Annotated in this window: 21 protein-coding genes; 9 read left to right on the top strand and 12 right to left on the bottom strand. The window is 51.6% G+C overall.

The window, feature by feature from the left end:
• Positions 1 to 345 precede the first annotated feature (345 nt).
• Positions 346 to 1,860, bottom strand: a complete 1,515-nt coding sequence (ilvA, locus tag Q3Y66_RS00105) for a threonine ammonia-lyase, biosynthetic (RefSeq protein ID WP_008959126.1) — start codon at positions 1,858 to 1,860, stop codon at positions 346 to 348.
• Positions 1,861 to 2,001: 141 nt separating this feature from the next.
• Between ilvA and rpiA the strand changes: the two genes are divergently transcribed.
• A complete protein-coding gene (rpiA, locus tag Q3Y66_RS00100; protein ID WP_008959125.1) occupies positions 2,002 to 2,673 on the top strand; it encodes a ribose-5-phosphate isomerase RpiA in 672 nt (223 codons plus the stop codon).
• A gap of 27 nt (positions 2,674 to 2,700) precedes the next feature.
• Here rpiA and waaA read toward each other — a convergent pair whose 3' ends face one another.
• From waaA to Q3Y66_RS00085, 3 genes are read right to left on the bottom strand one after another with little or no spacing between them, the layout of a single operon-like run.
• Positions 2,701 to 3,993: a lipid IV(A) 3-deoxy-D-manno-octulosonic acid transferase gene (gene waaA, locus Q3Y66_RS00095; RefSeq protein WP_008959124.1), complete on the bottom strand. Its 1,293-nt coding sequence runs from the start codon at positions 3,991 to 3,993 to the stop codon at positions 2,701 to 2,703.
• Complete coding sequence (hldE, locus tag Q3Y66_RS00090; RefSeq protein ID WP_008959123.1) at positions 3,993 to 5,423, bottom strand: bifunctional D-glycero-beta-D-manno-heptose-7-phosphate kinase/D-glycero-beta-D-manno-heptose 1-phosphate adenylyltransferase HldE; 1,431 nt, start codon at positions 5,421 to 5,423, stop codon at positions 3,993 to 3,995. The genes waaA and hldE overlap by 1 nt, the downstream gene beginning before the upstream one ends.
• Positions 5,413 to 6,510, bottom strand: coding sequence for a glycosyltransferase family 9 protein (locus Q3Y66_RS00085; RefSeq protein WP_008959122.1), 1,098 nt, complete (start codon positions 6,508 to 6,510; stop codon positions 5,413 to 5,415). Before Q3Y66_RS00085 ends, hldE begins: the two co-directional genes overlap by 11 nt.
• Between Q3Y66_RS00085 and Q3Y66_RS00080 the strand changes: the two genes are divergently transcribed.
• Complete coding sequence (locus Q3Y66_RS00080; protein ID WP_008959121.1) at positions 6,509 to 7,216, top strand: 3-deoxy-D-manno-octulosonic acid kinase; 708 nt, start codon at positions 6,509 to 6,511, stop codon at positions 7,214 to 7,216. The two genes, Q3Y66_RS00085 and Q3Y66_RS00080, sit on opposite strands and share 2 nt — an antisense overlap.
• A 35-nt stretch (positions 7,217 to 7,251) precedes the next feature.
• Here Q3Y66_RS00080 and Q3Y66_RS00075 read toward each other — a convergent pair whose 3' ends face one another.
• Positions 7,252 to 8,223 carry a glycosyl transferase family 90 gene (locus Q3Y66_RS00075; protein WP_008959120.1) on the bottom strand — a complete coding sequence of 324 codons (972 nt, stop codon included), beginning with the start codon at positions 8,221 to 8,223 and terminating at the stop codon, positions 7,252 to 7,254.
• Between the two features lie 31 nt (positions 8,224 to 8,254).
• Entirely contained in the window at positions 8,255 to 9,283 is a 1,029-nt protein-coding gene (locus tag Q3Y66_RS00070; protein ID WP_035587216.1) for a glycosyltransferase family 4 protein, read from the bottom strand.
• 82 nt (positions 9,284 to 9,365) lie between these two features.
• Between Q3Y66_RS00070 and Q3Y66_RS00065 the strand changes: the two genes are divergently transcribed.
• From Q3Y66_RS00065 to Q3Y66_RS00050, 4 genes are read left to right on the top strand one after another with little or no spacing between them, the layout of a single operon-like run.
• Complete coding sequence (locus tag Q3Y66_RS00065) at positions 9,366 to 10,118, top strand: glycosyltransferase family 2 protein (RefSeq protein WP_008959118.1); 753 nt, start codon at positions 9,366 to 9,368, stop codon at positions 10,116 to 10,118.
• A gap of 33 nt (positions 10,119 to 10,151) precedes the next feature.
• On the top strand, positions 10,152 to 11,327 hold the full coding sequence (locus Q3Y66_RS00060; RefSeq protein WP_008959117.1) for a glycosyltransferase family 4 protein: 1,176 nt from the start codon (positions 10,152 to 10,154) through the stop codon (positions 11,325 to 11,327).
• Complete coding sequence (locus Q3Y66_RS00055; RefSeq protein ID WP_083832272.1) at positions 11,291 to 11,995, top strand: YrbL family protein; 705 nt, start codon at positions 11,291 to 11,293, stop codon at positions 11,993 to 11,995. Before Q3Y66_RS00060 ends, Q3Y66_RS00055 begins: the two co-directional genes overlap by 37 nt.
• A 30-nt stretch (positions 11,996 to 12,025) precedes the next feature.
• A complete protein-coding gene (locus tag Q3Y66_RS00050; RefSeq protein WP_008959115.1) occupies positions 12,026 to 13,669 on the top strand; it encodes a sulfatase-like hydrolase/transferase in 1,644 nt (547 codons plus the stop codon).
• Here Q3Y66_RS00050 and waaF read toward each other — a convergent pair.
• Both waaF and rfaD read right to left on the bottom strand, forming a co-directional pair.
• On the bottom strand, positions 13,659 to 14,702 hold the full coding sequence (waaF, locus tag Q3Y66_RS00045; protein ID WP_008959114.1) for a lipopolysaccharide heptosyltransferase II: 1,044 nt from the start codon (positions 14,700 to 14,702) through the stop codon (positions 13,659 to 13,661). The genes Q3Y66_RS00050 and waaF overlap by 11 nt on opposite strands.
• Positions 14,695 to 15,651: an ADP-glyceromanno-heptose 6-epimerase gene (gene rfaD, locus Q3Y66_RS00040; RefSeq protein ID WP_008959113.1), complete on the bottom strand. Its 957-nt coding sequence runs from the start codon at positions 15,649 to 15,651 to the stop codon at positions 14,695 to 14,697. Before rfaD ends, waaF begins: the two co-directional genes overlap by 8 nt.
• Positions 15,652 to 15,760: 109 nt before the next feature.
• Here rfaD and glyQ point away from each other — a divergent pair, with 109 nt between their 5' ends.
• The 3 genes from glyQ to gmhB all read left to right on the top strand — a co-directional run bounded on the left by glyQ (position 15,761) and on the right by gmhB (position 19,519).
• Positions 15,761 to 16,732 (top strand): glycine--tRNA ligase subunit alpha, encoded by a 972-nt coding sequence (gene glyQ / locus Q3Y66_RS00035; RefSeq protein WP_008959112.1) that lies wholly within the window; start codon positions 15,761 to 15,763, stop codon positions 16,730 to 16,732.
• Entirely contained in the window at positions 16,732 to 18,798 is a 2,067-nt protein-coding gene (gene glyS / locus Q3Y66_RS00030) for a glycine--tRNA ligase subunit beta (protein ID WP_008959111.1), read from the top strand. The genes glyQ and glyS overlap by 1 nt, the downstream gene beginning before the upstream one ends.
• Positions 18,799 to 18,961: 163 nt before the next feature.
• Complete coding sequence (gmhB, locus tag Q3Y66_RS00025; RefSeq protein WP_008959110.1) at positions 18,962 to 19,519, top strand: D-glycero-beta-D-manno-heptose 1,7-bisphosphate 7-phosphatase; 558 nt, start codon at positions 18,962 to 18,964, stop codon at positions 19,517 to 19,519.
• 106 nt (positions 19,520 to 19,625) lie between these two features.
• Here gmhB and gyrB read toward each other — a convergent pair whose 3' ends face one another.
• The 4 genes from gyrB to dnaA form a co-directional block, all read right to left on the bottom strand.
• On the bottom strand, positions 19,626 to 22,046 hold the full coding sequence (gene gyrB, locus Q3Y66_RS00020; protein ID WP_008959109.1) for a DNA topoisomerase (ATP-hydrolyzing) subunit B: 2,421 nt from the start codon (positions 22,044 to 22,046) through the stop codon (positions 19,626 to 19,628).
• Positions 22,047 to 22,097: 51 nt separating this feature from the next.
• Positions 22,098 to 23,201 carry a DNA replication/repair protein RecF gene (gene recF / locus Q3Y66_RS00015; RefSeq protein ID WP_008959108.1) on the bottom strand — a complete coding sequence of 368 codons (1,104 nt, stop codon included), beginning with the start codon at positions 23,199 to 23,201 and terminating at the stop codon, positions 22,098 to 22,100.
• Positions 23,202 to 23,327: 126 nt separating this feature from the next.
• Positions 23,328 to 24,431, bottom strand: coding sequence for a DNA polymerase III subunit beta (gene dnaN, locus Q3Y66_RS00010; protein WP_008959107.1), 1,104 nt, complete (start codon positions 24,429 to 24,431; stop codon positions 23,328 to 23,330).
• 60 nt (positions 24,432 to 24,491) lie between these two features.
• Positions 24,492 to 25,958, bottom strand: a complete 1,467-nt coding sequence (gene dnaA, locus Q3Y66_RS00005; RefSeq protein WP_008959106.1) for a chromosomal replication initiator protein DnaA — start codon at positions 25,956 to 25,958, stop codon at positions 24,492 to 24,494.

Below are 25,958 nucleotides of genomic sequence, written 5' to 3'. Positions count from 1 at the left end.
CTACCTGACAACGCCTGTGCATAACCGGTCGCGAGCACCCCTAATGCAAACACCACCATCAACGCCATTACCATATCAGGCTTCTTACGCCGCATGCCGCTTCTCCAACACCTTTGTCGTTACCGAATGTGTGAAATCTGCCACCCTTTACTGTCGCCAACAGGGTGGCAAACTTGCTTAATTTCGCTCACGACTATAGGGCGATATGGGCACCACTGACAACAGCTTGAATGATGTTTTCCAGCCTTATTTCAAACATTTTAGTAACGTTATGTTACTGGCTGCTCTGGCATCTAGGGTAAGCAACCGCTTACACACATCGTTATTGCTCATTACTGGCCAGCACTAGGCCATGAACAGTCGATAAGCCGGATTGTCGCTCTCGCGCCAATAGCGGTAACCGATAGCGTCTAGATATTCTGCCACATGGGTTCGGTCGCCATTCGGCACTTGCATGCCCACCAATACTCGGCCATACGCCGCGCCATGGTTGCGATAATGAAACAGCGAAATATTCCAATCGTGGGGCAGTTGGGTCAAAAAGTTCATCAATGCGCCTGGGCGTTCAGGGAACTCAAAGCGATACACCTCCTCTTCGAAGCGCTCGCTGGGTCGACCGCCGCTCAAGTGGCGAATATGCAGCTTCGCCAACTCGTTATCGGTAAGGTCTTCCACCTGGTAGCCGCCTTCACGCAGCTTATCAATCACCGCCTGGCGGTCTTCGCCACCGGGTTTGACCTGAACACCGACATAGATATGCGCTTCGCTGCTATCGGCATAACGGTAGCTGAACTCAGTCACCATACGCTTGCCCAGGGTACGGCAAAACTTTTTAAAGCTGCCGGGCTTCTCGGCGATGGTTACCGCCAAAATTGCTTCGCGCTGCTCACCCAACTCTGTGCGCTCAGCGATGTGCTGAAGACGATCAAAGTTAGTATTGGCCCCCGAATTAATACACAGCAGCGTCTCGCCTTCGGCACCGGTCTGCTGGATATATTTTTTCAGCCCCGCCAGCGAGAGCGCGCCGGAAGTTTCCGCCACCGCTCGGGTATCCTCAAAGATATCTTTAACCGCTGCGCACATTTCATCGGTATTGACGGTAATGACACCATCAATCAGGCCTTGGATCAGTGAAAAAGGTATCTCACCGATTTGCGCAACCGCGACGCCTTCGGCAAACACGCCTACTTGGTCGAGTATCACACGCTCACCCGCCTCTAATGCAGCTTTAAGGCAGGCGCTGTCTTCGGCTTCGACACCAATCACTTTGATATCCGGACGCAGGTACTTGACGTAAGCCGCCACCCCCGCAATCAATCCACCGCCGCCCACCGGTACGAAGATGGCATCCAGCCGCCCCGCATGCTGGCGCAAGATTTCCACCCCGATGGTGCCTTGACCAGCCACCACGTCAATATCGTCAAATGGCGGAATATAGGTATAGCCGTGCTCTTTGATGAGTTCTTGCGCATGCTCGGCGGCCGCCGCAAAGGCATCCCCTTTTAGGATGACCTTGGCACCCCGGGCGCGTACCGCCTGGACTTTAATATCCGGGGTAATCCGCGGCATCACAATGACGGCTTTGACGCCCATCAGCTTGGCGGCCATAGCCAGCCCTTGGGCATGGTTACCCGCGGAGGCGGCAATCACGCCTTTATCTTTTTGCGCCTGGGTGAGCTGCGCCATTTTGTTATAAGCGCCGCGGATCTTGAATGAAAACACCGGCTGTAAATCTTCGCGCTTAATCAAAATCTGGTTGTTGAAACGACGCGACAAAAAGGGTGCAGGGGTAATCGGGGTCTCACAAGCGGCTTCATAAACGCGGGCCTGGAGGATCTTTTTGACGGTTGCTTCGAGCATGCGGGTATCCCAAGGGAAGAACGTGAACGGACAAAAGCTTTTATTGGTAGCAGATTACGCCTAGTCGCGTCTAGGTCGCTATACTAGCGCCATTAACTCTTTACTGACTCACACTAGACTGACTTACTAGGCTTACTCTTTATGAACCAGGATGAACTGAAGGCCGCCGTGGCGGATGCAGCCATTGCAGAAATTAAACCTAAGCTGGAAAAGGATACCATCTTAGGTATTGGTACTGGCTCAACGGCCAATCTGTTTATTGATCGCCTTGGGCCGCTGCGGCATCTTTTTAAAGGCGCGGTGGCCAGTTCAGAAGCGAGCGCCAAGCGCCTTGAAGCCTTGGGCATTGAAGTATTTGAGCTCAACAGCGTTGGCACTGTCCCTTTTTATATCGATGGTGCAGACGAAGTAAATGCTAACTTACATATGATCAAAGGCGGTGGCGCAGCGCTCACTCGCGAAAAAATCGTGGCGGCCTGCGCCGAGCGTTTTATCTGCATTGCTGATGGCTCAAAGTACGTGCCTCAACTAGGCAGCTTTCCGCTACCAGTAGAAGTCATACCGATGGCACGCTCCTATGTCGCTCGCGAGCTTGTCGCACTAGGAGCAGAACCGGTCTACCGCCAGGGAGTGGTGACCGACAACGGCAACCAGATTATCGACTGCTATGAATTTATGATCGCAGACCCGGTGGCCATGGAAGCGCGTATCAATGCCATCGTTGGTGTGGTCACCAATGGTCTGTTTGCCGCACGTGGCGCCGATGTTCTACTGCTGGGTACAGCGGATGGTGTAGAGCGAATGGCGCGTTAATCAAAATGCGTCAATAAAGGCCGTGCGTTATCGGGGCAGCAGCACTTCTAATCCAGTCAGCGTTCGGGCCAATGCCCCTTTTTGTGTTTCAATCGCCGCGCAGCCAGCACGCCCAGCCTGCTGGGCGTGCTCAGGGTTAGCAAAGTAGCCCGCCAAGGCGTCTGCTAACGTATCCGGGCTATCGACCAGCGTTAACGCCCCTGCAGCTTGAAGCGGCTCAGCCACGTCGGCAAAGTTCTCAATCGAGGGGCCGCTAAGCACCGGCCGGCCTAACGCCGCAGGTTCAAGCACATTATGCCCGCCCAGCGGCACTAGGCTGCCCCCTACAAAGGCCACACTGCCTGCGGCATAAAGCATGGCCAGCTCACCAAGCGTATCCCCCAGGTAAACCTGGGTTTGTGCTGTCACGGGTTGCTGTTGGCTGCGGCGGCTCAATGTCCAGCCTTCAGTTTTGCAAAGCTTAGCCACCTCATCAAAGCGCTGAGGATGACGCGGTACCAGCACCAGCAGCGCGTCGGGGTAGCGCGCAAGCACTTGGCGGTGAGCCTTGAGCAGCAGCGCTTCTTCGCCTTCACGAGTCGAGCCCGCCACCCAGACAGGTCGCTCACCCCACGAATGAAGTAAACGCTCACTATCTTCTATTGCTTTCTCTTGGCTAGCCAGCTCAAATTTCAGCGAGCCAACGATGCGGGTAATTTCTGTGCTACAGCCGAGGACATTAAAGCGTTCGGCATCCGCCGATGATTTTGCGGCGAGCCAGCTAATCTCGGCAAGCAGACTGGTCATCAATGGGCGCAGGCGTTGGTAGCGCTTAAAGGCGCGTGGCGATAAGCGACCATTCACTACTGCCACAGGCACTCCCTGCTGGCGACAGGCGTGAATCAGGTTAGGCCACAGCTCGGTTTCAAACAGGATCGCGAGTTTGGGCTGAACGCTGCGCACAAAGCGTCTGGCAGCACCGGGAAAATCCAACGGTAGGAAGCGATGGGTAAGCCTTGCTTGATCGCTTGGGGGCTGCTCGCTAATAAGCGCTTGCGACTGCTGGGCACCCGTAGCGGTCATGGTGGTGAGCAGCAGGCTATACGCTGGATAACGCTCCAACAGCTCTTCAATCAGTGGCCGAGCGGCGCGCACTTCTCCCACCGAGGCACAGTGCAGCCAAACGCGTGGCGCTGGAGGAAGGGGCTTCAGGCGTAACCCCAGCCGCTGAAGGCGTGAGTAAGTGGGTACTTGCTCACGCCAGATGCGCCAACCAATCAGCGGTGAAAGCGCATACAGGGCCGCTGAGTAGGCAATCCGGGGCCAGGTGGTGAAAGCCATTAGCGCTCGCGGTCTAAAATGGAACTAATCATCGCCGAGGTCGAAACACCATCTTCAAAGCCCAGTACCTTGACCTCTCCGCCATTAGCGATAACCGCCGCCCCCCCGGCGATATCTTCTGGCCTGTAATCGCCCCCCTTGACCAGAATATCCGGCAACACCGCTTCGATCAGCGCCTGGGGGGTGTCGTCACTGAACGGCACCACCCAATCGACGGCCCCTAACCCCGCCAAGACTTGCATGCGCCGGTTAAGCGGATTAATCGGACGCTTGGGCCCCTTCAGGCGGCCGATGGAGGCATCATCGTTTACCGCGACAATTAACCGATCACCCAGGCGTTTGGCCTGCTCCAGGTAAGCGACATGGCCCGCGTGTAGAATATCGAAGCAGCCGTTAGTCATCACCACCTGCTCACCACGCAGCTGAGCGGCGCGCACGGCCTCTATCAGCACAGCAGGCTCAATCACTCCAAATTCAGCCAGCTTATCGCCGTGTAGCGCGGTGTAGAGCTCGGCGATCGATAGAGTTGCTGTGCCCGGTTTGGCCACTACCAGCCCTGCCCCCAGGTTGGCCAGCATCATCGCTTCAGGAAAGGCATGCCCTGCCGCCAATGCCAATCCCATCAGGCCAATCACCGTATCCCCTGCCCCCGTCACATCGAAGACTTCCTGAGCCCGGGTCGGCAAGTGCAGCGGCGCGTGCCCTTCGCGAATCAGGGTCATGCCTTTTTCACTGCGCGTAATCAGCAGCGCTTCCAGCTCAAGCTCGGCACGTAGCGCTTCGCCTCTCGTGGATAGTTCCGCATCGGTTGCGCAGGCACCGACCACCGCTTCAAACTCTGTCAGGTTGGGTGTAATTAAACTCGCCCCGCGGTACTTGCTGAAATCTTGCCCTTTCGGGTCGACCAGAACCCGCTTGCCCTGGGCCCTTGCATTGGCTATCAGGTTCTCTACTTGGTTCAGCGTGCCTTTGCCGTAGTCGGAGAGAATCACTACGTCGCAGTCGGGGAGCACCTTTTCTACCTGGGCCAATAGTTCACTGGTATCGACGCTGTCCAGGCGCTGCTCGAAATCCAGACGCAACAGTTGCTGGTTGCGACTCATCACGCGCAGCTTGGTGATTGTGGGTATTTCAGCGCTGCGCTGGAAGTAAGTGCTTACATCGGAAGCGGTCAAGCTGGCTTCGAGCAGTTTTGCGTTTTCATCATCACCGACTACACCCGCCAATACTGCGTGGCCACCTAGCGAGGTAATGTTCAACGCCACATTAGCCGCGCCGCCCGGGCGGTCTTCAACATCTTCCACGCGCACCACCGGTACGGGCGCTTCTGGAGATATGCGTGAGGTACCGCCATGCCAGTAGCGATCCAGCATCACATCGCCGACCACCAGCACACGAGCATGTTCTAACGCGGTTAAATCAATCTTCATCGGTGCTCCCTGCGCTGGCAGTCAAAGCAGTATGGGCCAGCAGTGTATCCAGTTTAGCGATAACGTCATCGGCTTTTATCAGCATCATGGCGCTTGGGTGGCGCACCCGTTGACCCCAATTCACTTCGTCTACTGACTTATGCAGATAGGTGCGCACCGCCTGAGGGTAAGCATTAACCGCAAAGTCGCGCCACAAATAGGGGGCGGCCCGCTGGGGATTGGTCGACGCGTACAGGCCCAGTGCTGGAGTTCCCATCGCATTGGCCATATGAATAGGCCCGGTATCCGGCGCGATCACCGCTTGAGCGTGATCAATCAGGGCCAACACCCCTTTCAGGGAGGTGCCGCCAATGGCGTTAATCACACTACTGGGCTGGCAAAGCGCTTCGATTTGATCGCCGATTTCCCGCTCCAGGGCACTGCCGCCACCGGTCAGCACGCTTTTGAGACCATACTGCACCCAGGCATGCTCAATGACGCTGGCATAGCCCTCCACTGACCAGTTGCGAAAGTTGCGCAGGCGCACATTGCTGCAAGGGTTGATCACCAGGTAAGGCGCCTCACCACTGATAACCTGTGCTTCATTGCGCGCGGTGTCGGTGACCGGCAGATTCCACTCTAACCGTTCATCCTCTACCCCCAGCACCCGGGCGAAGTCCATGAATGACTCCAATACATGGGCATTAGGGTGCGGCGCAAGCTGATGCTGGGTGAACCAGTGCTGAGCATCTTTGGCGCGCGCCTTGTCATAGCCCACACGCACCTTGGCTTTAAGCCCAAGGGACAGCACGCTCGCACGGATGGCCTGCTGCATATGCAGCAGTACATCGAAGCGCGTATCGGCAAGCTGCCGCCAAAGCGCACGCATTCCGGCAATACCGGTCGCTTTGTCGTAAACAACGAACTCGACCCCGGAAAGCCCCGCCAGTAGACTGTGCTCCCCCTTGCCGATAATCCAGGTAATGCGCGCATCGGGCCACTGGCGCTGCAACGCCCGCACCGTGGGGACGAGATTGCATACGTCTCCTAGGGCGGAAAGGCGCAAAATGGCAATGTGGTTAGGCTGAACAGGCAGAGAGGGCTTCATGCGCTTAGCGGCACTCCGGCAGGAAAATGGACTGATTTTACATGATGCAGACAGTTTATGTGACGCGCCGGGAACACACCAAATGGATCCTGCTCTGTTCACTTCCGAATACTGGCGTGAACAGGGATTAATAGTGGGTGAAGCCCCAGGCCGGGGCAGCAGTCTGTTTTTACAGGTAACACCGACCGAACAGTGGGTGTTAAGGCCCTATCGCCGAGGTGGCATGGCAGCCAAGCTCAGTGAAAAACGCTATTTATGGACCGGCGCTGAGCGAACCCGGGCATTTCGAGAATTGCGTTTAACGGCCGCGCTTTTCGAGCAGGGCCTGCCGGTGCCCCGTCCTGTAGCAGGCTGCGTTACCCGCTATGGACTTACGTATGAAGCTGCGTTGATCACCGTACGTATTACAGGTGCAAAAGCGCTGGCCGAGCTGTTGGTCAACGATCAAGCCGATGAAGCGCTGTTACACCGCGTCGGCGTTATGATTCGACGCTTTCACCAAGCAGGGCTAGATCATGTCGACCTGAATGCGCGCAATATTCTGGTCGACCCCAGCGGAGCACCATGGTTGATTGACCTTGACCGCTGCCGCCTGCGGGCAGCGGGAAAATGGCAGAAAGCTAACCTGGATAGATTGGAACGCTCCATTGAGAAATTCACTAACTCGTCATCAATATCAGCTATTAATCTAGGGTATCTTAGCTAAGACTGAAATTACTCGCATTGTTTATGTTATTTACTTCAGCCGCTGTTTTGCCCTGTTTTCTCAAAATATTTTTGCATTACTAACAAGCCGATAAGGTGCTCTTGCTTTTGATTTAAAAAAGGCTCCACATAATTATTAGCATTTTTAATAATTTTTTTTGCTTCATTAGGATACTGTTGATAGTAAATTAATTTTTCTTCTAAATCTGAGTAATCGTCAGCAAGCTCAACATAATGAAAGCTTGGTTGAAGTGTCCCTTCCATGAACCAAGTTTCATATTTAGGCCTAGTCATAAAGCATAATGAATTAGAGGCCATAATCCACTTTAAATTCGTTGCCACATCATTACCTTCAATGCTCAGTATAAACTTATAGTTCAACTGTGCATTGACGCTCATATAGGAACGCCCCCAAGGTTTTCCCTGAGCATTTTTACGACTGTCACCCACATTACACAGGGGATGATGGTAATATTTTTCTACAAAGGCTTGTCGATGTGGCTGATGACAAGCACCCCGCCACACTAACTGATTTTTTTTCTCATCAAAATTAAGCGTATCATTTACAAAGAAATAATGTCTTACTCGATTTAGCTTTAGTAGCACCGACTGCTGATTATCCAGGCTAATCGGGCGACTTTTTACAAACGTAGGTTCTTCGGGTATTGTACGAATATCACCCGGCCAGAAATGGAATTTCAAAGGTTTCTCAAAACGCGATAAATAGCACTTCATATCAATATAGTAAGACCAACTTTTCTGTTTTGAAAAACCACCTACGTCTAGTGCTTGATCATTTAGCTCTAACGGCTTAGAAAGCTGGTTATAGTAATTTACTCGGCCTTCAATATAAGATTTTTCACTTCCTAACGGTAACCTCTCAAAGGCAGTGAGATATTTTTTCCGTTCGAAGAAATAGTATTGCCGGGGTAAGCCTATTTCCAAGACACCCTTGCTATAAAATAGAAACTTATGGTAATTAGCTTTCAAGCGTTCGATAAAAGTCATAAAACCAAGCCAGTAATATTACAAATAAGTGTTATTTAGTACGATATAGAAAAAGATAAGCATCCATCATCGCATCAGGAGAAAACCTCTCTAATTGCTTAAAAGCATTAAATGACAATGTACTTCGAAGCTGTTCATTTTTTATTAATGCTTCAAGGCCTTCAACTAGCTTCTCAGAGTTATTGGGCGGCACTAGAATGCCAGTTTTTTTATGCTTGACAATATCGGGAATACCACCAACATCACTGGCAATAATAGGGACTTTAGCATTCATTACATCTAGAAGTACCGATCCTAGCCCTTCATTTCGCGAAGGGAATGCAAAAAGGTCTAACATTGGCAGATAGTCGCCAATATTAGGCTTGAAACCCATCCAAAGGACATTGCTTAACGAGGCACTCTCCTGACGTAGAATTTGCTCGTCCTCCCCCCTTCCAAAAAATACAAACAATACTTCTGGCCGTGTAACCTGGAATTGACGAGCTGCCTCTAATAACACTCGCTGTCCTTTATGGCGATCCACCAGAGCACCAACATGGCCGACGATAAAACGCTCGGAATAACCATCACGTAGCTCCTTTACGAAGTTTGGATTCGGTGAAACGGGCGTGAAGGCGCTTGGAATAATGGGAATTTTTTGAAATGTTAATGTGCTTATTTCCTGCGCTATGGCACTCGATATAGCGACGCAGTAGTGAGCATTACGATAAAAAGCCTTATTACTTAGTTTACGCTTAATAGGGGTATCGACGCGGCGAGTAATAATATATGGCGTTTGGAACAGCTTGCTATGTAGCCATGCCCAATGAACTGCTTTTGCCTCATGTGCATGCACGACATCGGCTTTACCTGCATGCCAATGCCCTGCTAATTGATGTCTAGCGTTAGTAAATTCTAAACCTGGAGTACCTGCTAACTCATCGCGTAAAGGGGACGATGGCTTGCAGACCAGCGTCTGGCGCTCTATTCCATCCGCACCAGCTAATGCTTGGATCAATAGGACGGTTTGACGCTCTCCCCCGCGGAACCCTCTAGCCAGATTGACATGAATGATGTGCAAAAACGCCTCACTGGGGATACGGTGACTGTAAAGCCGCTATAATAGCATTCGCTACCCACTTTCTAACAGGATCGAAACATTTATGCCCGCTGGCGTTAGCGTTGTTATCATCACTCGAAATGCTGCCTCAACTTTACAAAATACGCTGGATGCTGTGCAGTGTTTTGAAAACGTAGTGATTTACGATAACGGTTCAAGCGACGATACCTTCCGCATTGCGGCGAGTTATCCGAACGTTTCACTACATCAAGGTGATTTTATTGGCTTCGGGCCTACCAAACGTCACGCCGTTTCGCTAGCCAAGCATGATTGGATACTCTCCCTTGATGCCGACGAAGTACCTTCCCCAGAACTCATCGAATCAATCACAACGTGGGTTAACAACGCATCACCTAGCGATCTGGGGGAAATATTGCGTGAGAATTGGATGATGGGTCAGCCAGTCCACTACTCTGGATGGGGAAATGACTGGTTAATTCGACTCTTTGATCGTCGCAGTCATAATTTCAATAATGCCATGGTTCACGAAGCAATATCAGTGAACAGCATTAGCCGCGTACAACGCTTATCGGGTACTATTAAGCATACAGCCGTGACAGATTTGTCACAGTTTCTAGAAAAAATTAATCGTTATTCAAACATTCGCGCTGAATCTGGAAAACTGAAGCATTACTCAGTATTAGTCATTTTTTTCAAAGCAGTCTTCGCCTTTCTACGAACTTATTTTCTACAGCAGGGCTGGCGCGATGGCTGGAGAGGATTAGTAATAGCAGTTTCGAATGCTAATGGTGTGTTTTGGAAATATATGAAAAACTTCTTGAAGATCAAGCATTAAATTTCAAAAAAACTTTTGACAACAGGTTCTATCATGGAAGACGTGCCGACGGCAGTTATTGCCATCCGTAACTTGAACAAGACAACTGGCGCTGCAAGAATCGCTCTGCAACAAATTTCAATTTTAAAAAACTTGGGATATCACGTAACCATCATATGTGAAAAAATTAATAAAGAAACAATTGTTTCCTATGGTGTGGATTTAAAGATTATTAAAAAAATCCCACTAAGTAGTTACATCAGACGACTCTGGTTTAGTAAGCGTGCTAATGCTTGGTGTCAAAAAAATAAGCCCTCTCTTATTATCAGCCATGGCGATATGGAAAATGCAAACATAATTTTTATGCATAACTGTGTGGATTTAGCACAAGAAATAATTTATCCAAAATCGACTCAACAACAAAAAAGCGTTTCAAAAATACATAATAAAATTCTCAGAAAAGGTAACTATCAGCATGTTGTTGCCAACTCTCAGTTAATGGCTAATGATTTAACTACTCGTTACGGTATTCCGGCTCAAAAAATAAGCATCTCTTATCCTGGTTTTGACGCACATCAATTTAATGTCTTCAAAAAGTCAATATTTAGACAGAAGAAGCGAGATGAGCTTGATATTAAACAAGAAGAAAAGCTCATCGGCTTAATCACCTCGGGTGATTTCAAAAAAAGAAACTTAGATTTTTTCATTGAAATTTCGAGAGATTTGGTAAAAGCAACCAATGTCTTATATCGTTTTTTAGTAATAGGGCAGGGGGAGATAGAAGCCTATAAAGAAAAAGCAGTAAGACTAGGCGTCGACCAATATTTTATATGGAAAAAAACGGTTCCTGAGGTAGAGCATTACTACGCTGCTTTAGATCTCTTTGTTTTGCCTGCACATATCGAAGAGTTTGGTTGTGTTATATTAGAAGCGATGGCATGTTCTACATTGACCCTGATGTCCGAACGTGTTGGTGCTGGTGAGCTACTCAAAGGCGAGTTAAGGAATTTAATTGTAAAGGGTTATCTTTCAGAGCAGTGGGCGGAAAAAATTGAGAGTCTCATGCTTAAAGATAATGCATTTATAAACAACCAGCTTGTCGAAACAGCTAGTTATTACACCTACGAATATCAATATCAAGCGCTGCAATCCTTAATTTCAGATCACCTCAAAGAGAATATCAAGGATGATATATGTACATTGCATTCAGAGAAATCAGAAAGCAAATAAAAAATAGTAAAAAAATAATCTTAAACGATAACAATATTTTATCCTACGGGTCAAATCGAATTTGTTATTTAGATGAAACCAATCCGTCAAAACTAATAAAAATTGCTCGGCATCCAGAAAGCTGGAAAAAAGAACATCGACAGAGCTTTTCAGAATGGTATGTATCAAAAGCTGTTGCACCTAACAATACTGAATGTTGCATTAGCCTCTGTCAAAAGTGGGTAAAAACGAATAAAGGGCCTGGTTTAGTTGTCGAAAGAATTGTTGATGATCAAGGTCAGTCCATTACTTTGCGCAAGCTTTTATTTAGAAAAGAGCTAACCGTTGAGTGTGCATTACTTTTAGTGGAAAAAATTGTTCATAAATTTTCCACTACTGGCATTCCTGCCTCTGATTTTAATATAGATAACTTTGTTATTGAGGGAGAACATGCTAATAATAAACTAGTTATGATTGATGGGTTCTCTCCTAAAAAAATCAATCTCAAAGCACGTTTACTTTTGCATAGTAAAGTATTGTCGAATTGCTATACCAAACGGAAATGGCGTCAAACAAAAACAAGATTTACCGACTGTGCACAAAAAGTTTATGCTGGTGATTATAATTTTGCCGCAGCCATGCCTCTGATTGATACCTCAAACAGTGATGGTCTCAAAGTTAATCAATGAAATGAACTTGCCTGAAAAAGTAGGTTGCATATGAATCCTCGTGCTATTCGAAAAATAGCAATCATCACTATCGGCCTATGCCTTGGCTATACCGTCACGGTGCTAACCCGCCTACCTTGGTGGACGCTATTTTTTGTCGCCGCCGCATGGATTGGGGTGGGCTTAAAGCTGCGCTGGGGCCAACCTGCCAATGCTCGTTACCGCAAAATGTGGCCCTGGTCGCTGTTGCCGCTTAGCTTGTGGGGCGTTTACGTCTACTTGGCAGATAGCTTCGGCATTGTCGATCTGGGCGCGGTGTTTTTTCATCTCCAGGCAGGCATGGCCGAGCACGGCGGCGCCGGTAAAATGCTTACCGCGGTGCTTTATACGCTGATCATGATTGGCGTGCTGGCATCCGTCACGTGGTTGTCCCGTCATGACCAGCGCTGGCGGTTAGCCGAGCGCTTTTTCGCTATTTTGTTATTGGCAAGCAACCCGCTGCTTTTTGGTCTGGGCCAACGCAGCGCAGCTATTGTTACCGACGATGGTGCCTGGCTGGATCGTCGCTATAAGCCGCCCCCCGCTGAAGCGCTTAGAGACGCCCCGAACTTACTTCTCTTGTATCTAGAAAGCATTGAGCGCACCTACGCCAACGATATATTCGAGGATGCCTATGCCAATCTCAACGCACTGGGTGAACGAGGTGCGGTCTTTGAAGGTGTCCGCCAAATGGATAACACCGGCTGGACAATGGCGGGGATGATTGCCAGCCAATGTGGCGTGCCTTTAATGCCTGCGGGCCTCCTTCACGACAGTCAGTTTGACCCTCTCTCTAAGGTCGTTCCCGGCGTTGATTGCCTTGGCGATATACTCGCGGCGCAGGGCTACCAGCTCAGCTACTTGGGTGGTGCCAGCACTCAGTTTGCAGGCAAGGGGATTTTCTATCGCGGCCACCAGTTCAACACCGTAAAAGGGCGTGAAGAGTTAGAGCCACAGCTGACAGATCCCGAATATGTAAACAGTTGGGGGCTTTATGACGACACGCTTTATGACATTACCGCCGACGAAATACGGCGTCTCGACAAAGAGAATAACGGCCCCTGGGGCGTGGTAACTCTTAATTTAGCAGGTCATGCGCCCAATGGTTACCCCTCTCAATCCTGTGTAGAACAACAGGGCGAATTTGACGGGCAGGATATTCTTTACTCAGTAGAGTGCTCAACGTGGCTGGCCCGAGATTTAATTGAGCGTTTGGAATCAGAGGGGCTTCTCGACAACACGTTGGTCGTAGTACTCAGCGACCACCTGACCATGCGGGTGTCGGTGTGGGATCAGTTGACCGCTTTAGACCGCGACAACACGCTTATCATGCTGGGTGATGATATTCAGCCACAGCGTATTCGCCGTGATGCCACCATGCTGGATGTTTTCCCCACGTTGTTAGATGCGCTGGGCTTTCGCTTGGAAGGCCAGCGTGCGGGGCTGGGCACGTCATTATTTAGTGATCAGCGTACGCTGGTGGAAGCACATGGTATTGAAGTACTCAATGAGCGCCTACAGGAAGAGACAGCGCTGCAGCACCGTCTCTGGGAAGGTATCTCACCCCAGCGCCGTGAGCCCGACGCGTCCTCTTCTCAAGAGCAAACCGTAGAGACACCCGCTGACCGAGCCGATGAAGTGGAGCTTATCCATTAGCTATCACGCTCTCCCGTTGATGAGCCGCGTGAATCTGCTCGTAGACCTGGTCAACGCTCAGTTGGTTAAGGCAGTTGGTATGCCCCAATGGGCACGTGCGCTGAAAGCAGGGAGAGCAAGAGAGCGCCAGGTAGTGAATCACTGCATTATCGGTCAACGGCGGCGTGTAGGCTGGCGATGAAGAGCCATATAGCGCATGGATGCGAACGCCTACCGCTGCGGCCACATGCATCAAGCCCGAGTCATTGGTGACCACTTGCCGACAGTCCGCCAGCAAGTCAACGGCATCGGCTAACTGTGTTTTGCCGCATAGGTTATGGGCATGGGCAAGCCCCTGAATAATCTCCTCCCCCGCTGGGTGATCCTTGGCGCCGCCCAACACCCGCACTTCAAAACCTTCTTCTACCAAGCGTTTTGCTAACGTGTGAAAGTAACTGATCGGCCACTGCTTGGCTGGGCCGTATTCAGCGCCCGGCATCATGCCAATCGCCGTGCGTGATGAAAGCGAATGCGTCAGGCGTAAATTAACCAGATTATCGCGGTCAATCTGCAGCCGCGGCTTGGGCAATACAAAGTCGCCGCTGGTCGCTTCTTCAAGGGGCAGCCCTAGCGAAACAAAGCGCTTTACCGTTTGATCCAGCACCTGCTTGTCGAGCTTACGGCGCTCCTTGAGAAGACCGTAGCGATGCTCGCCCATAAACCCGACACGCTCGGGAATGCGTGCCATAAAAGGCACCAATGCGGCCTTCCAAGAACGCGGCAATACAATCGCGCGATCGAATCGCCCCCTTAGGCGGCTGGCGAGTTCGCGGCGGCTGGCCAAACCAAATTCGCCATGACCAATCGCCAGCGGCAACACCTCATCCACCTCGGGCATGCGTTCTAAAATAGGCTGCGACCACGCGGGCGCGACCACCCCTATCGTCGCACCTGGCTGGCGAGCTTTTAAAGTCATAAACAGGCTTTGTGCCATGACCATATCACCGACCCACGAAGGGCCAACCACCAGCAAGCGCTGAGCTGAGTTAGCCATTTAGCCACCCCAAGTAGGCCTTAACCCCTTGAGCAACGGTTTTAAACTCCACATCGCAGCCACTGGTGCGTAGCTGGTTAATGTCAGCCCGGGTATAACTCTGATAGCGTCCTTTAAGTTCTTCGGGGAAGGCAATGTAGTCAATCTCACCTTTACCGTAAAAATCGATAACGGCTTCACCAATCGCTTTGAAAGGCTCTGCGCGACCAGTACCAAGATTGAAGATACCCGACTGGTCAGGATGATCCAGAAACCAGAGATTTACATCGACCACATCGCCGACATAAACGAAGTCGCGGCTCTGCATACCCGCCTCATACCCACCATAGGCGCCGAACAGCTTCAGGGTTTCGCCGTTACGGATTTGCAGATGATTATGGTACGCCACACTGGCCATTTTGCCCTTATGCTGTTCCCGCGGGCCGTAAACATTGAAGTATCGAAAGCCAACTACTTGAGTGGTCAATTCGCTCCACCGCGCACGCACGTGCTGATCGAACAGCAGTTTGGAATAGCCGTAAACGTTGAGTGGCTTTTCGCACTCCGGTACCTCTTTGAACACCTCGCTGCCGCCATAGGTCGCCGCCGATGACGCGTACAGGAAGGGAATACCCTGCTGCTCGCAGTAGTTAAGCAGCACTTTGGAGTACTCGAAGTTATTTTCCATCATGTAATGGCCATCCCACTCGGTGGTATCTGAGCAGGCGCCTTCGTGGAAAATGGCATCAATGGTAGGCAAGTCGACGCTTTCCCCTTTCAGGGCAGCTTTTACTCTGGCAAGGAAGTCATCTTTATCCAGATAATCCGCCAGCGTGCAGTCGGCCAGGTTGACGAATTTGGTGCCATCGCGCAGATCATCGACCACCATTACATCGTTTCGGCCACGGGCATTCAGTGCTTTCACTATGTTGGCCCCGATAAAACCGGCACCGCCTGTTACCACAATCATACTGTTCTCCTTACCTAACGCGGCTTGTTGGCATACGTGCCTATAACCCATCTGCCTAGGATTGTATACTTGACGCCTTATGAATTCATGGCCAACGGTGCTTTCCGCGATGAGTGTTTCGACAAACCAATCGACACCTGATGTGTCGACCTTTCAAGGCTTGATCCTTGCTCTGCAGCAGTACTGGGCAGAACAAGGCTGTGTCATCCTTCAGCCGCTCGATATGGAAGTCGGCGCGGGCACCTTCCACCCCGCCACCTTCTTGCGGGCGATTGGCCCCGAAACCTGGAACGCGGCCTATGTGCAGCCTTCAAGGCGCCCTACTGATGGCCGCTATGGCGAGAACCCTAACCGCCTTCAGCACTACTACCAATTTCAAGTGGTGATGAAGCCATCGCCCAGCAACCTGCAGGACCTTTATCTGGGCTCACTCAAGCGGCTCGGTCTCGACCCACTGATTCATGACATCCGCTTTGTCGAAGATAACTGGGAATCCCCAACGCTAGGCGCCTGGGGCCTGGGCTGGGAAATCTGGTTAAACGGCATGGAAGTCACCCAGTTTACCTATTTTCAGCAGGCAGGTGGCATTGAGTGCTACCCGGTTACCGGCGAACTGACCTATGGGCTTGAGCGTATCGCCATGTACTTGCAGGACGTCGATAGCGTCTATGACCTGATTTGGGCCATTGCCCCAGACGGCAGCAAGGTCACCTATGGCGATGTGTATCTGCAAAACGAGCGCGAGCAGTCCACTTACAATTTTGAACATGCCGATGTGGATCAGCTGTTTGCTAACTTTGACCATCAGGAAAAAGAGTGTAGCAAATTGCTCGCCGCCAGCCTGCCGCTGCCAGCCTACGAGCAAGTTCTGAAGGCATCGCATACGTTCAACCTGCTGGACGCCCGTCACGCTATCTCGGTGACCGAGCGTCAGCGTTTTATTTTACGCGTTCGCACCATGGCCCGCGATGTGGCCACCGCCTACTTTGAGTCGCGCAAGGCCGAAGGTTTCCCCATGGCGCCAGAAACACTTCGCCGAGAACTGTTACAAGAGCTACTCGCCGATCAGGGAGACGACTAATGGCTGTTAATACGCTTTTACTAGAACTGGGTGCAGAAGAGCTACCACCCATGGCCCTGGATGCGCTTTCCGATGCGTTTGCCGCAGGCATTGAGAAAGGCCTGCAAGAAGCCGACGTTCCCTTCGCCAGCGTGACAGCCTTTGCGACCCCGCGTCGTTTAGCGGTTCAAGTGCGTGAACTGGCCGACAAACAGCCTGACCGCGACGTTGAGCGCCGTGGCCCCGCACTGGTGGCGGCCTTTAAGGATGGCGTTGCCACGAAAGCAGCAGAAGGCTTCGCCCGCTCCTGCGGGGTTAGCGTCGATGAGCTGATGCATTTGGAAACCGATAAAGGCACCTGGCTTGGCTACCGCGAGCAGCAGCCAGGTGAGTCTATTCAAGCGCTGCTGCCCGAGATTATTCGCAAAGCCATCAGCGCCCTCCCTGTGCCTAAAAACATGCGCTGGGGCGCTTCACGGGTTGAGTTCTCGCGTCCGGTTCATTGGCTGGTAGCACTTTACGGTAGTGATGTCGTGGCTGCTGAGGCGCTAGGCCTACAGGCAAGCTGCACCACTTACGGTCATCGCTTCCACGCCCCTGATGCCATTCAGTTGACCCATGCCGATGAGTACGTGGCTACGCTGGAAAATGCTTACGTGCTGGTTGATCGCGTGCAGCGCCGTGAACGTATCCGCGAGCAGGTGTTGGCAGAAGCCGAAGTGCAAGAAGCCACCGCCGTCATTGATGAAGATCTTCTGGTCGAAGTGAGCGGACTGGTTGAATGGCCGGTAGCTCTTACCGGTAGTTTTGATGAGCGCTTCCTGGAAGTGCCCGCTGAGTGCCTGATCTCTTCGATGAAGGCCAACCAGAAATATTTTCACCTGCTGGATGACGCTGGCAATCTGAAACCGCTGTTTATCACCATCGCCAATATCGATAGCGCCGACCCTGATCAGGTCATTGCCGGTAACGAGAAAGTCATTCGCCCGCGCCTAGCCGACGCAGCGTTTTTCTACGAAACCGATCGTAAGCGCACACTGGCCTCGCGCATTCCCCAGCTGGAAAGCGTTGTTTTCCAGCAGCAGCTGGGCACCTTGGCGGACAAAGCGCGCCGCAGCACCGCCATTGCGACCTTTATTGCCGAGCAGATCAACGGCGATGTGGCTCAGGCCCAGCGCGCCGTGGCGCTTGCCAAATGTGACCTTGTGACCGAAATGGTGCTCGAATTCCCCGAGCTGCAGGGCATCATGGGCCGTTACTACGCCGAGCAGGATGGTGAGCCCACGGAGGTTTCCCAGTCGCTTGAAGAGCAGTACCTGCCGCGATTCGCCACTGATGTCATTCCCCAGAGCGCGACCGGCAAGGCGTTAGCCCTGGCTGATCGGCTGGACACCTTGGTAGGTATCTTTGGCATTGGCCAACGCCCCACCGGCGCGAAGGATCCCTTTGCGTTACGTCGTGCCTCGATTGGCGTGCTTAACATTCTGATCAAAGGCGAGTTGGACCTTGACCTGCGCGAGCTACTCACCGTTGCCGCTGAGCAGCACCAGAGCCTACCCAAGGCCGATGGGCTGGTTGAGGATGTGCTGACCTATATGCTGGATCGCTTCCGCGCCTGGGGCCAGGAAGAAGGTATCAGTGCTGAAATGTACCTTGCGGTACGCGCTCGCCCGGTGACCAATCCTCTCGACTTCGCTCGCCGCCTGCGCGCCGTGAAAGCTTTTGCCCAGCGTGATGAAGCAGCCGCGTTGGCAGCCGCTAACAAGCGTGTTTCTAACATCTTGGCTAAGCAAGAGCACAATGGTAGTACCCAGGTTGATCAAAACTTATTGCAGGAAGATGCCGAACGAGCGTTGTTCGATGCGGTGAGCGGAAGCCAGACACAAGTGGCCCCACTGTTTGCTGTAGGCAACTATCAGCAAGCATTGGACACTCTTGCTACCCTGCGGGAACCGGTGGATGCTTTCTTTGACCAGGTAATGGTGATGGCGGATGACCCCGCTATTCAGCGCAACCGCTTGGCTCTACTCGCTAGCCTTCAAGCGCTCTTCCTAGAAGTGGCCGATATCTCACTTCTTCCCCAGTAGTCATCGCTTGATTAGTCGCTACAAGCCCAGCCGTCTAAACGGTTGGGCTTTTTTGTTAACTGGGAATATATGTTTCACGTGAAACACTGCTGCGAGTCCGAGTAAGATAGTCGATAAAAATCGCGGACATCAAGTATCGCCGAACCGTACCAATAGGATTTCTATGCTAAGTGCCGGAAAACTTGTCATTCTGGATCGTGACGGCGTCATTAATCTTGATTCTGATGCCTACATAAAATCCCTTGATGAATGGGTGCCCTACCCCTCTTCAATTGCCGCCATTGCTCGCCTCAGTCATGCAGGATTTACAGTAGTGGTGGCGACCAATCAGTCAGGCATTGCCCGTGGCTATTATGATGAAGCAACGCTCCAGAGCATGCATGATCGCTTGTTAGCGTTGGTGGAAAAGGAAGGCGGAAGCATCGCTCACATCGCCTACTGCCCCCATGGGCCTAACGACAAGTGTCAATGCCGTAAACCATTACCTGGAATGCTGCATCAGATTCAGCAGCAGTTGGGGCTGGCAAGCTTGGCAGGGAGCTGGATGGTAGGAGACAGTCTGCGAGATTTACAAGCAGGCGAAGCAGTCGGCTGTCGTACTGTACTGGTTAGAACCGGAAAAGGAGCAAAAACTGAAGCCAAGGGTATTGGGCTTGAAAAAGCACATGCTTTCGATGATTTAGCTCACTTTGTGGACTGGCTGATCACTACGAAGCAGTAGATACCGATCTGTAATCAAAAAGCGCCGCTAGGAGACTAGCGGCGCTTTTCGTTAATGATCGTCACTATGTTTCACGTGAAACAATGACGATAGTAGCAAACGTCTCTTATACGTCTAGGTTAGCCACTAGCGCATTGGTTTCGATGAAGTCGCGACGTGGTTCAACGTCATCACCCATCAGCGTGTTGAACATCATGTCAGCACCCACCGCATCTTCGATCGTCACCCGCAGCATTCGGCGGCTATCGGGATCCATGGTGGTATCCCAAAGCTGATCTGGATTCATTTCACCCAGACCTTTATAACGCTGCACCGATAGACCACGCTGGCCCTCTTGCATCAGCCATGCCAGCACTTCGGAGAAGTGAGATACAGGCTTTTGACGTTCCCCTCGGGCAATAAACGCGCCCTCTTCAAGGAAGCCATCCAGCGTTTCGCCCAACTCAGCGATGCCCCGATAATCAGCGCTTTCAAAGAAGTCGAGTCCCCACGTGTACTCTGTGGTTACACCATGAGCCACCAGCGAGACGGTAGGTAGGAAAAGTCCACGTTCAGAATCTTCTTGAAGGTGGAAGTGATAACGCGGACCACCTTCATAGGCAACCATGTCATCCATGGTCTTCTGAATTTCATCAATCCAGTTCTGCATGGTTACGCGATCTTTCAGGCTTTCTTCACCTTTAAGCGCGGACGTATGAATGATCTGCTTGAGCACTTCATTGGGGTAAACCCGTGACAAGCGATCAATCCGTTTCATGACGTTACGGTACTGGTTTACCAGCGTTTCTAACTGAGAACCCGAGATGCCTGGTGCATTGGCATTAACGTGTAATCCAGCGCCGTCCAGGGCCGTGGTGGTTAAATAATCCACCATCGCCTGCTCATCTTTCAGATAGAGCTCTTGCTTACCGCGCTTGATTTTATACAAAGGCGGCTGGGCAATGAAGATATGGCCACGCTCGATCAGTTCCGGCATCTGACGGAAAAAGAACGTCAGCAATAGCGTACGAATATGTGAGCCATCCACGTCCGCATCGGTCATGATAATGACGGAGTGGTAGCGCAGCTTATCAGGGTTGAACTCTTCGCGGCCGATGCCGCAACCAAGTGCAGTAATCAACGTGCCTACTTCAGCTGAAGAAAGCATTTTATCAAAACGTGCTTTTTCGACGTTCAGGATTTTACCCTTGAGCGGCAAAATAGCCTGGGTACGCCGGTCACGGCCCTGCTTGGCACTACCCCCTGCCGAGTCACCCTCTACCAGGTAGAGTTCAGACTGGCTTGGATCTTTTTCCTGGCAATCCGCCAGCTTACCGGGCAGGCCGGCAATATCCAGCGCGCCTTTACGGCGGGTCATATCACGCGCCTTGCGGGCGGCTTCACGCGCCCGCGCCGCATCCAGCATCTTATTAACGATCGCTTTAGCTTCGTTAGGTTTTTCAACCAGATACTCAGAAAACAGGCGGCTCATCTCCTGCTCAACGGCAGTCTTAACTTCGCTAGAGACTAGTTTATCTTTCGTTTGCGACGAAAATTTAGGATCCGGCACTTTGACCGAAATAATCGCAGTCAAGCCTTCACGGGCGTCGTCACCGGTGGTATTGACCTTGGCCTTTTTGAGCAGGTTTTCAGCTTCAATATAGTTATTGAGCGTACGGGTAAGCCCCGCTCGGAAGCCTGCCAAGTGCGCGCCACCGTCTCGCTGAGGAATATTATTGGTGTAGCAAAAAATATTTTCAGTGAAGGCTTCGCTCCACTGCATGGCCACCTCAACTTCAACGCCATCTTCACGAATAGCGTTAAAGTGGAATACCGGGTTAATGACACTTTTATTGGTATTCAGGTGATCAACAAAGGCTTTTAAGCCGCCTTCGTAATGGAATAGCTCTTCTTTACCGCTGCGCTCATCGAACAATCGGATCGCAACACCGGAATTCAAGAAAGAGAGTTCACGCAACCGCTTGGCAAGAATATCGAAATGGAACTCGATATTGCCAAAGGTTTCAGGGGAAGGGCGAAAATGGACGCGGGTACCGCTTTTTTCGGTTTTGCCCACAACGCCCAACGGTGCTTGAGGCACACCGTGATGGTACATCTGTTCAAACACTTCGCCCTGGCGCCAAATGGTCAAGCGCAGCTCGGCAGACAGTGCGTTTACAACAGAAACGCCAACGCCGTGTAACCCACCAGAAACTTTATAGGAGTTATCGTCGAATTTGCCGCCTGCGTGCAGCACCGTCATGATAACTTCAGCAGCGGACACCCCCTCGCCTTCGTGAAGTTCAGTGGGTACGCCGCGGCCGTTATCACTAACGGTGACTGACTCATCCGGGTGAATGACAACGCGAATTTCGCTGCAATGCCCAGCCAAGGCCTCATCGATGGAGTTATCCACCAACTCGAAGACCATGTGGTGCAGACCGGTACCGTCGTCGGTGTCACCAATATACATTCCTGGACGCTTACGCACTGCGTCCAGCCCCTTGAGCACCTTAATGCTTGATGAATCGTAAGCCTGCTCGCTCATTGACCACTCCGTCGTGAAGTCTGTCTCATTCCGTATCGTCTACTCTTCGCGCTAGCTAGCCAGCACTAACTGGCTCAGCCCTTGTTCAGTATGTTTCACGTGAAACATCTTCACCAAAGTATCAGGCCGCCAGGTACTACTTAACGCAGAAGGTTCGACGCTGGTAATAAATGCTTGGCACTGCATGTCTTCAAGTAACCCACAAAACTGATGCCGATTTTGCTCATCAAGTTCTGCTGGCAAATCGTCGATGAGATAAATACAGTGCCGCTGTGCTGTTCTTTCCAGAAACCGCCCTTGGGCGAGTTTCAAGGCGCTCACCACTAACTTTTGCTGGCCTCTGGAAAGCACTTCGATAGCAGGCTGCTTGTTTACTCGGATACGCAAATCTGCGCGCTGCGGGCCTTGCTGCGTGAAGCCCATTTGTTGATCAGTGGGTCGGCTATCGTGTAGCACTGCCGAAAGAGAGCGCTCTTTATCCCAGCCCCTCGCGTAATGAATCGACAACCCAGGTAGTGGCAGTAGCACCTTAAGCGTCTCTTCAAAGACAGGCAAAAAGTCACTAAACCATGCACGACGCAACGCATCCATCTGTTCGCCCCAAATGGAGAGCTCCTGCTCCCACACCACTATTTCCTGAGGGTGTATTCTACCACGCCTGAGCAGTGCATTCCGATGTTTCAACGCACGCCGGGTACGCTTCCAGATTCCCAAAAAGTCATGTTTCACGTGAAACACTCCCCAGTCGAGAAACTCTCGGCGACCAGCAGGAGAACCTTCAAGCAGTCGAAAAGCGTCAGGGTTGATTAACTGCAACGGCATCGCTTCGACAAGCTCCGCCAAGCGGGCGTTTTTATCTCCCTTTAGACGAAGCTCTAGCTCTCTCTGGGCACGCAAACGGCGTACACCAAGGGTAACCTCAGGCTCACCGCTTAACCGTCCGTACAGCGTCATATGGGGCTTATCGGCTTGAATGGTGTGCTTCAACTGGCGTGTACGGAACGAGCGTCCCATACCCAGAATATGCACGCCTTCGAGAAGGCTGGTTTTACCACTGCCATTGGCACCACTAATAACGTTAATACGTGATGAGGGCGTCATTTCGACTGGCTGGAGGTTACGCAAACCGTGGAAATTAAGCAGTGTCAGGCTCATCCTATTATCACCACTTAAAATAGTCCGCAAATAAAGAGTATTGCATCCAATGAGAAAGCGGTGCTTCTGGTAGCAGAAGCACCGCTAATGTAGCTTGCATGTGCAATGCTATGATCCAAACCCCCTTTACAGGCGCATTGGCATAACGACATAAAGTGCATCACCACCGCCGGGCACTTCAAGCAGTGCACTACTGTTAGGGTCGGCCAGGGTAATCTGCACGAGTTCTTCGTTCAGCACCGTCAGTACATCGACTAGATAGCCAACGTTAAAACCGACCTCCATCGCGCCGCCGTTATACTCAACAGCGATATTTTCCTCGGCTTCCTCCTGTTCAGGGTTGTTGGCCATTACTTTAAGGTTGTTTTCCTCAAAGTATAGCCGTACACCACGGTATTTCTCATTAGAGAGAATAGCGGTACGCGAAAGCACTTGGCGCAGCGCAGCGCGTTCGGCAATCAGCACTTTATCGCCGTTGCGCGGCACTACGCGTTCATAGTCAGGGAATTTGCCGTCAATGAGCTTAGAGGTGAAGGTGAAATCGCCCGTGTGAGCACGTACATGGCTGGAGCCCAGCGTCAAGCTGACAGGCTCATCACTGTCATCCAGCAAGCGCGACAGCTCAAGGATACCCTTGCGGGGTACAATCAGCTTTTGTGACTGACTAACAGACACTTCAATCGGGCGTGAGCACATCGCCAAGCGGTGACCGTCAGTCGCGACCGTACGCAGCAGGTTGCTTTGGATTTCCAGCAGCATACCGTTGAGGTAATAACGTACATCTTGCTGCGCCATCGCAAATGAGGTGGCTTCAATCAGGTGCTTTAAGGTACCGCGAGGTACGCTGATTTCCTGACTGCCGTCCGCATCTTCTATATTGGGGAACTCGGCTACCGGAAGCGTCGACAGGGTAAAGCGTGAACGGCCACTGCGTAAGACCGCACGACCCTCTTCAACGGCTAGCTGAATATCGGATTGATCAGGCAGTGATTTACAAATATCCATCAGCTTGCGAGCAGGCACCGTTGCTGCACCCGCCTGATCAACCTGGCTGGCCACCGTGCGCCCAACAAGCTCAACCTCTAAGTCAGTACCGGTAAGCGACACCTGGTCGCCCTCTACCTGAATCAGTACATTCGAAAGTACAGGTAGCGTTTGGCGGCGCTCGACAACACCTGCGACCAGAGTCAGCGGACGTAACAGCGCCTCTCGGGAAATCGAAAATTTCATCAATACTCCGGTTCTATATCCTGAAAGACCTGCGCGTAACAGGCCCGTCCCATAGGGTGGTTAACTGGTCAACAGGCGCAGCAGATTCTTGTAATCCTCACGAATATCCGCGCTCTCTTCCTGCAATGATTTCACTTTTCGGCAAGCGTGTAACACCGTTGTGTGGTCACGCCCACCAAAGGCATCGCCAATCTCCGGCAAGCTATGATTGGTTAACTCCTTGGCAAGCGCCATCGCCACCTGACGAGGCCGGGCAACCGAGCGTGAACGGCGCTTGGAGAGCAAGTCCGCTACCTTGATCTTGTAATACTCCGCGACTGTGCGCTGAATATTATCGACGCCCACCTGCTTGTCTTGAAGGGCCAACAAATCCTTCAGCGATTCGCGAATAAAGTCTTGGGTAATCGTTTTACCCATGAAGTGCGAATCAGCGATGACCTTTTTCAATGCACCTTCTAATTCGCGCACGTTGGAACGAATTTTCTGAGCAATAAAGAAAGCTGCATCGTGAGGCAAATCGACCTTAGCTTGGTCGGCCTTTTTCATCAAGATGGCTACGCGGGTTTCAAGCTCTGGCGGCTCTATCGCGACCGTGAGCCCCCAACCAAAGCGTGATTTAAGGCGCTCCTCTACCCCACTGATCTCTTTAGGATAGCGGTCAGAGGTCAGGATCATTTGCTGACCACCTTCTAATAACGCATTGAAGGTATGAAAAAACTCTTCCTGGGAACGCTCTTTGCCAGCGAAAAACTGAATATCATCAATAAGTAATGCATCAACACTGCGATAAAAGCGCTTGAAATCGTTAATCGCATTGAGCTGTAACGCCTTGACCATATCGGCGACAAAACGCTCTGAGTGCAGATAGACCACACGGGCATTTTCGCGCCGCGTTGCCAGTGCATTACCCACGGCGTGCATCAAGTGGGTTTTACCGAGGCCCACGCCGCCATATAAAAACAGCGGGTTATAAGCGCCGCCGGGGTTTTCAGATACCTGGCGGGAGGCAGCGCGAGCCAGCTGGTTCGATTTACCTTCAACAAACGTATCGAAAGTAAAATTAGGATTTAGTCCGCTACCATGTTTCAGGCTGCCCTCTACCTGTACTTGGCGCTCATTATTACGCCGACTGGGAGCTTCATCACGTAGCCTGTCTATTTCACGCTCGTCCGCAATATCGCCGCGCGGAGGCGTATGAACAGCCGGTGCCGAAGGACGCGATGGAGAAGCCGATACGGGGTTGCCCAAGTCGCGATGCTGAGGTGCCTGCGTGGCCGGGCGGCGGCTACCTACCGTCAAACTCACTTTCGGCGGCTTGGCCGGCGCGAGCTCACGCATTAGTTCACTAATCCGCTTGGCATACTTATCGCTCACCCAATCGCGCACAAAGCGATTCGGCGCCAATAAGCGCAGCTCGTTGGACTCTCCTTCTTCTGCCTGCAGCGGGCGTATCCAGGTATTGAACTGCTGTGAATTCAGCTCATCCTGCAGGTTGTCCAGGCACTGTTGCCAAAGCGTCAGTGACAC

Source organism: Halomonas sp. HAL1, assembly GCF_030544485.1.
Lineage (GTDB): Bacteria > Pseudomonadota > Gammaproteobacteria > Pseudomonadales > Halomonadaceae > Vreelandella > Vreelandella arctica.
This window is presented reverse-complemented; position numbering and strand designations above follow the sequence as displayed.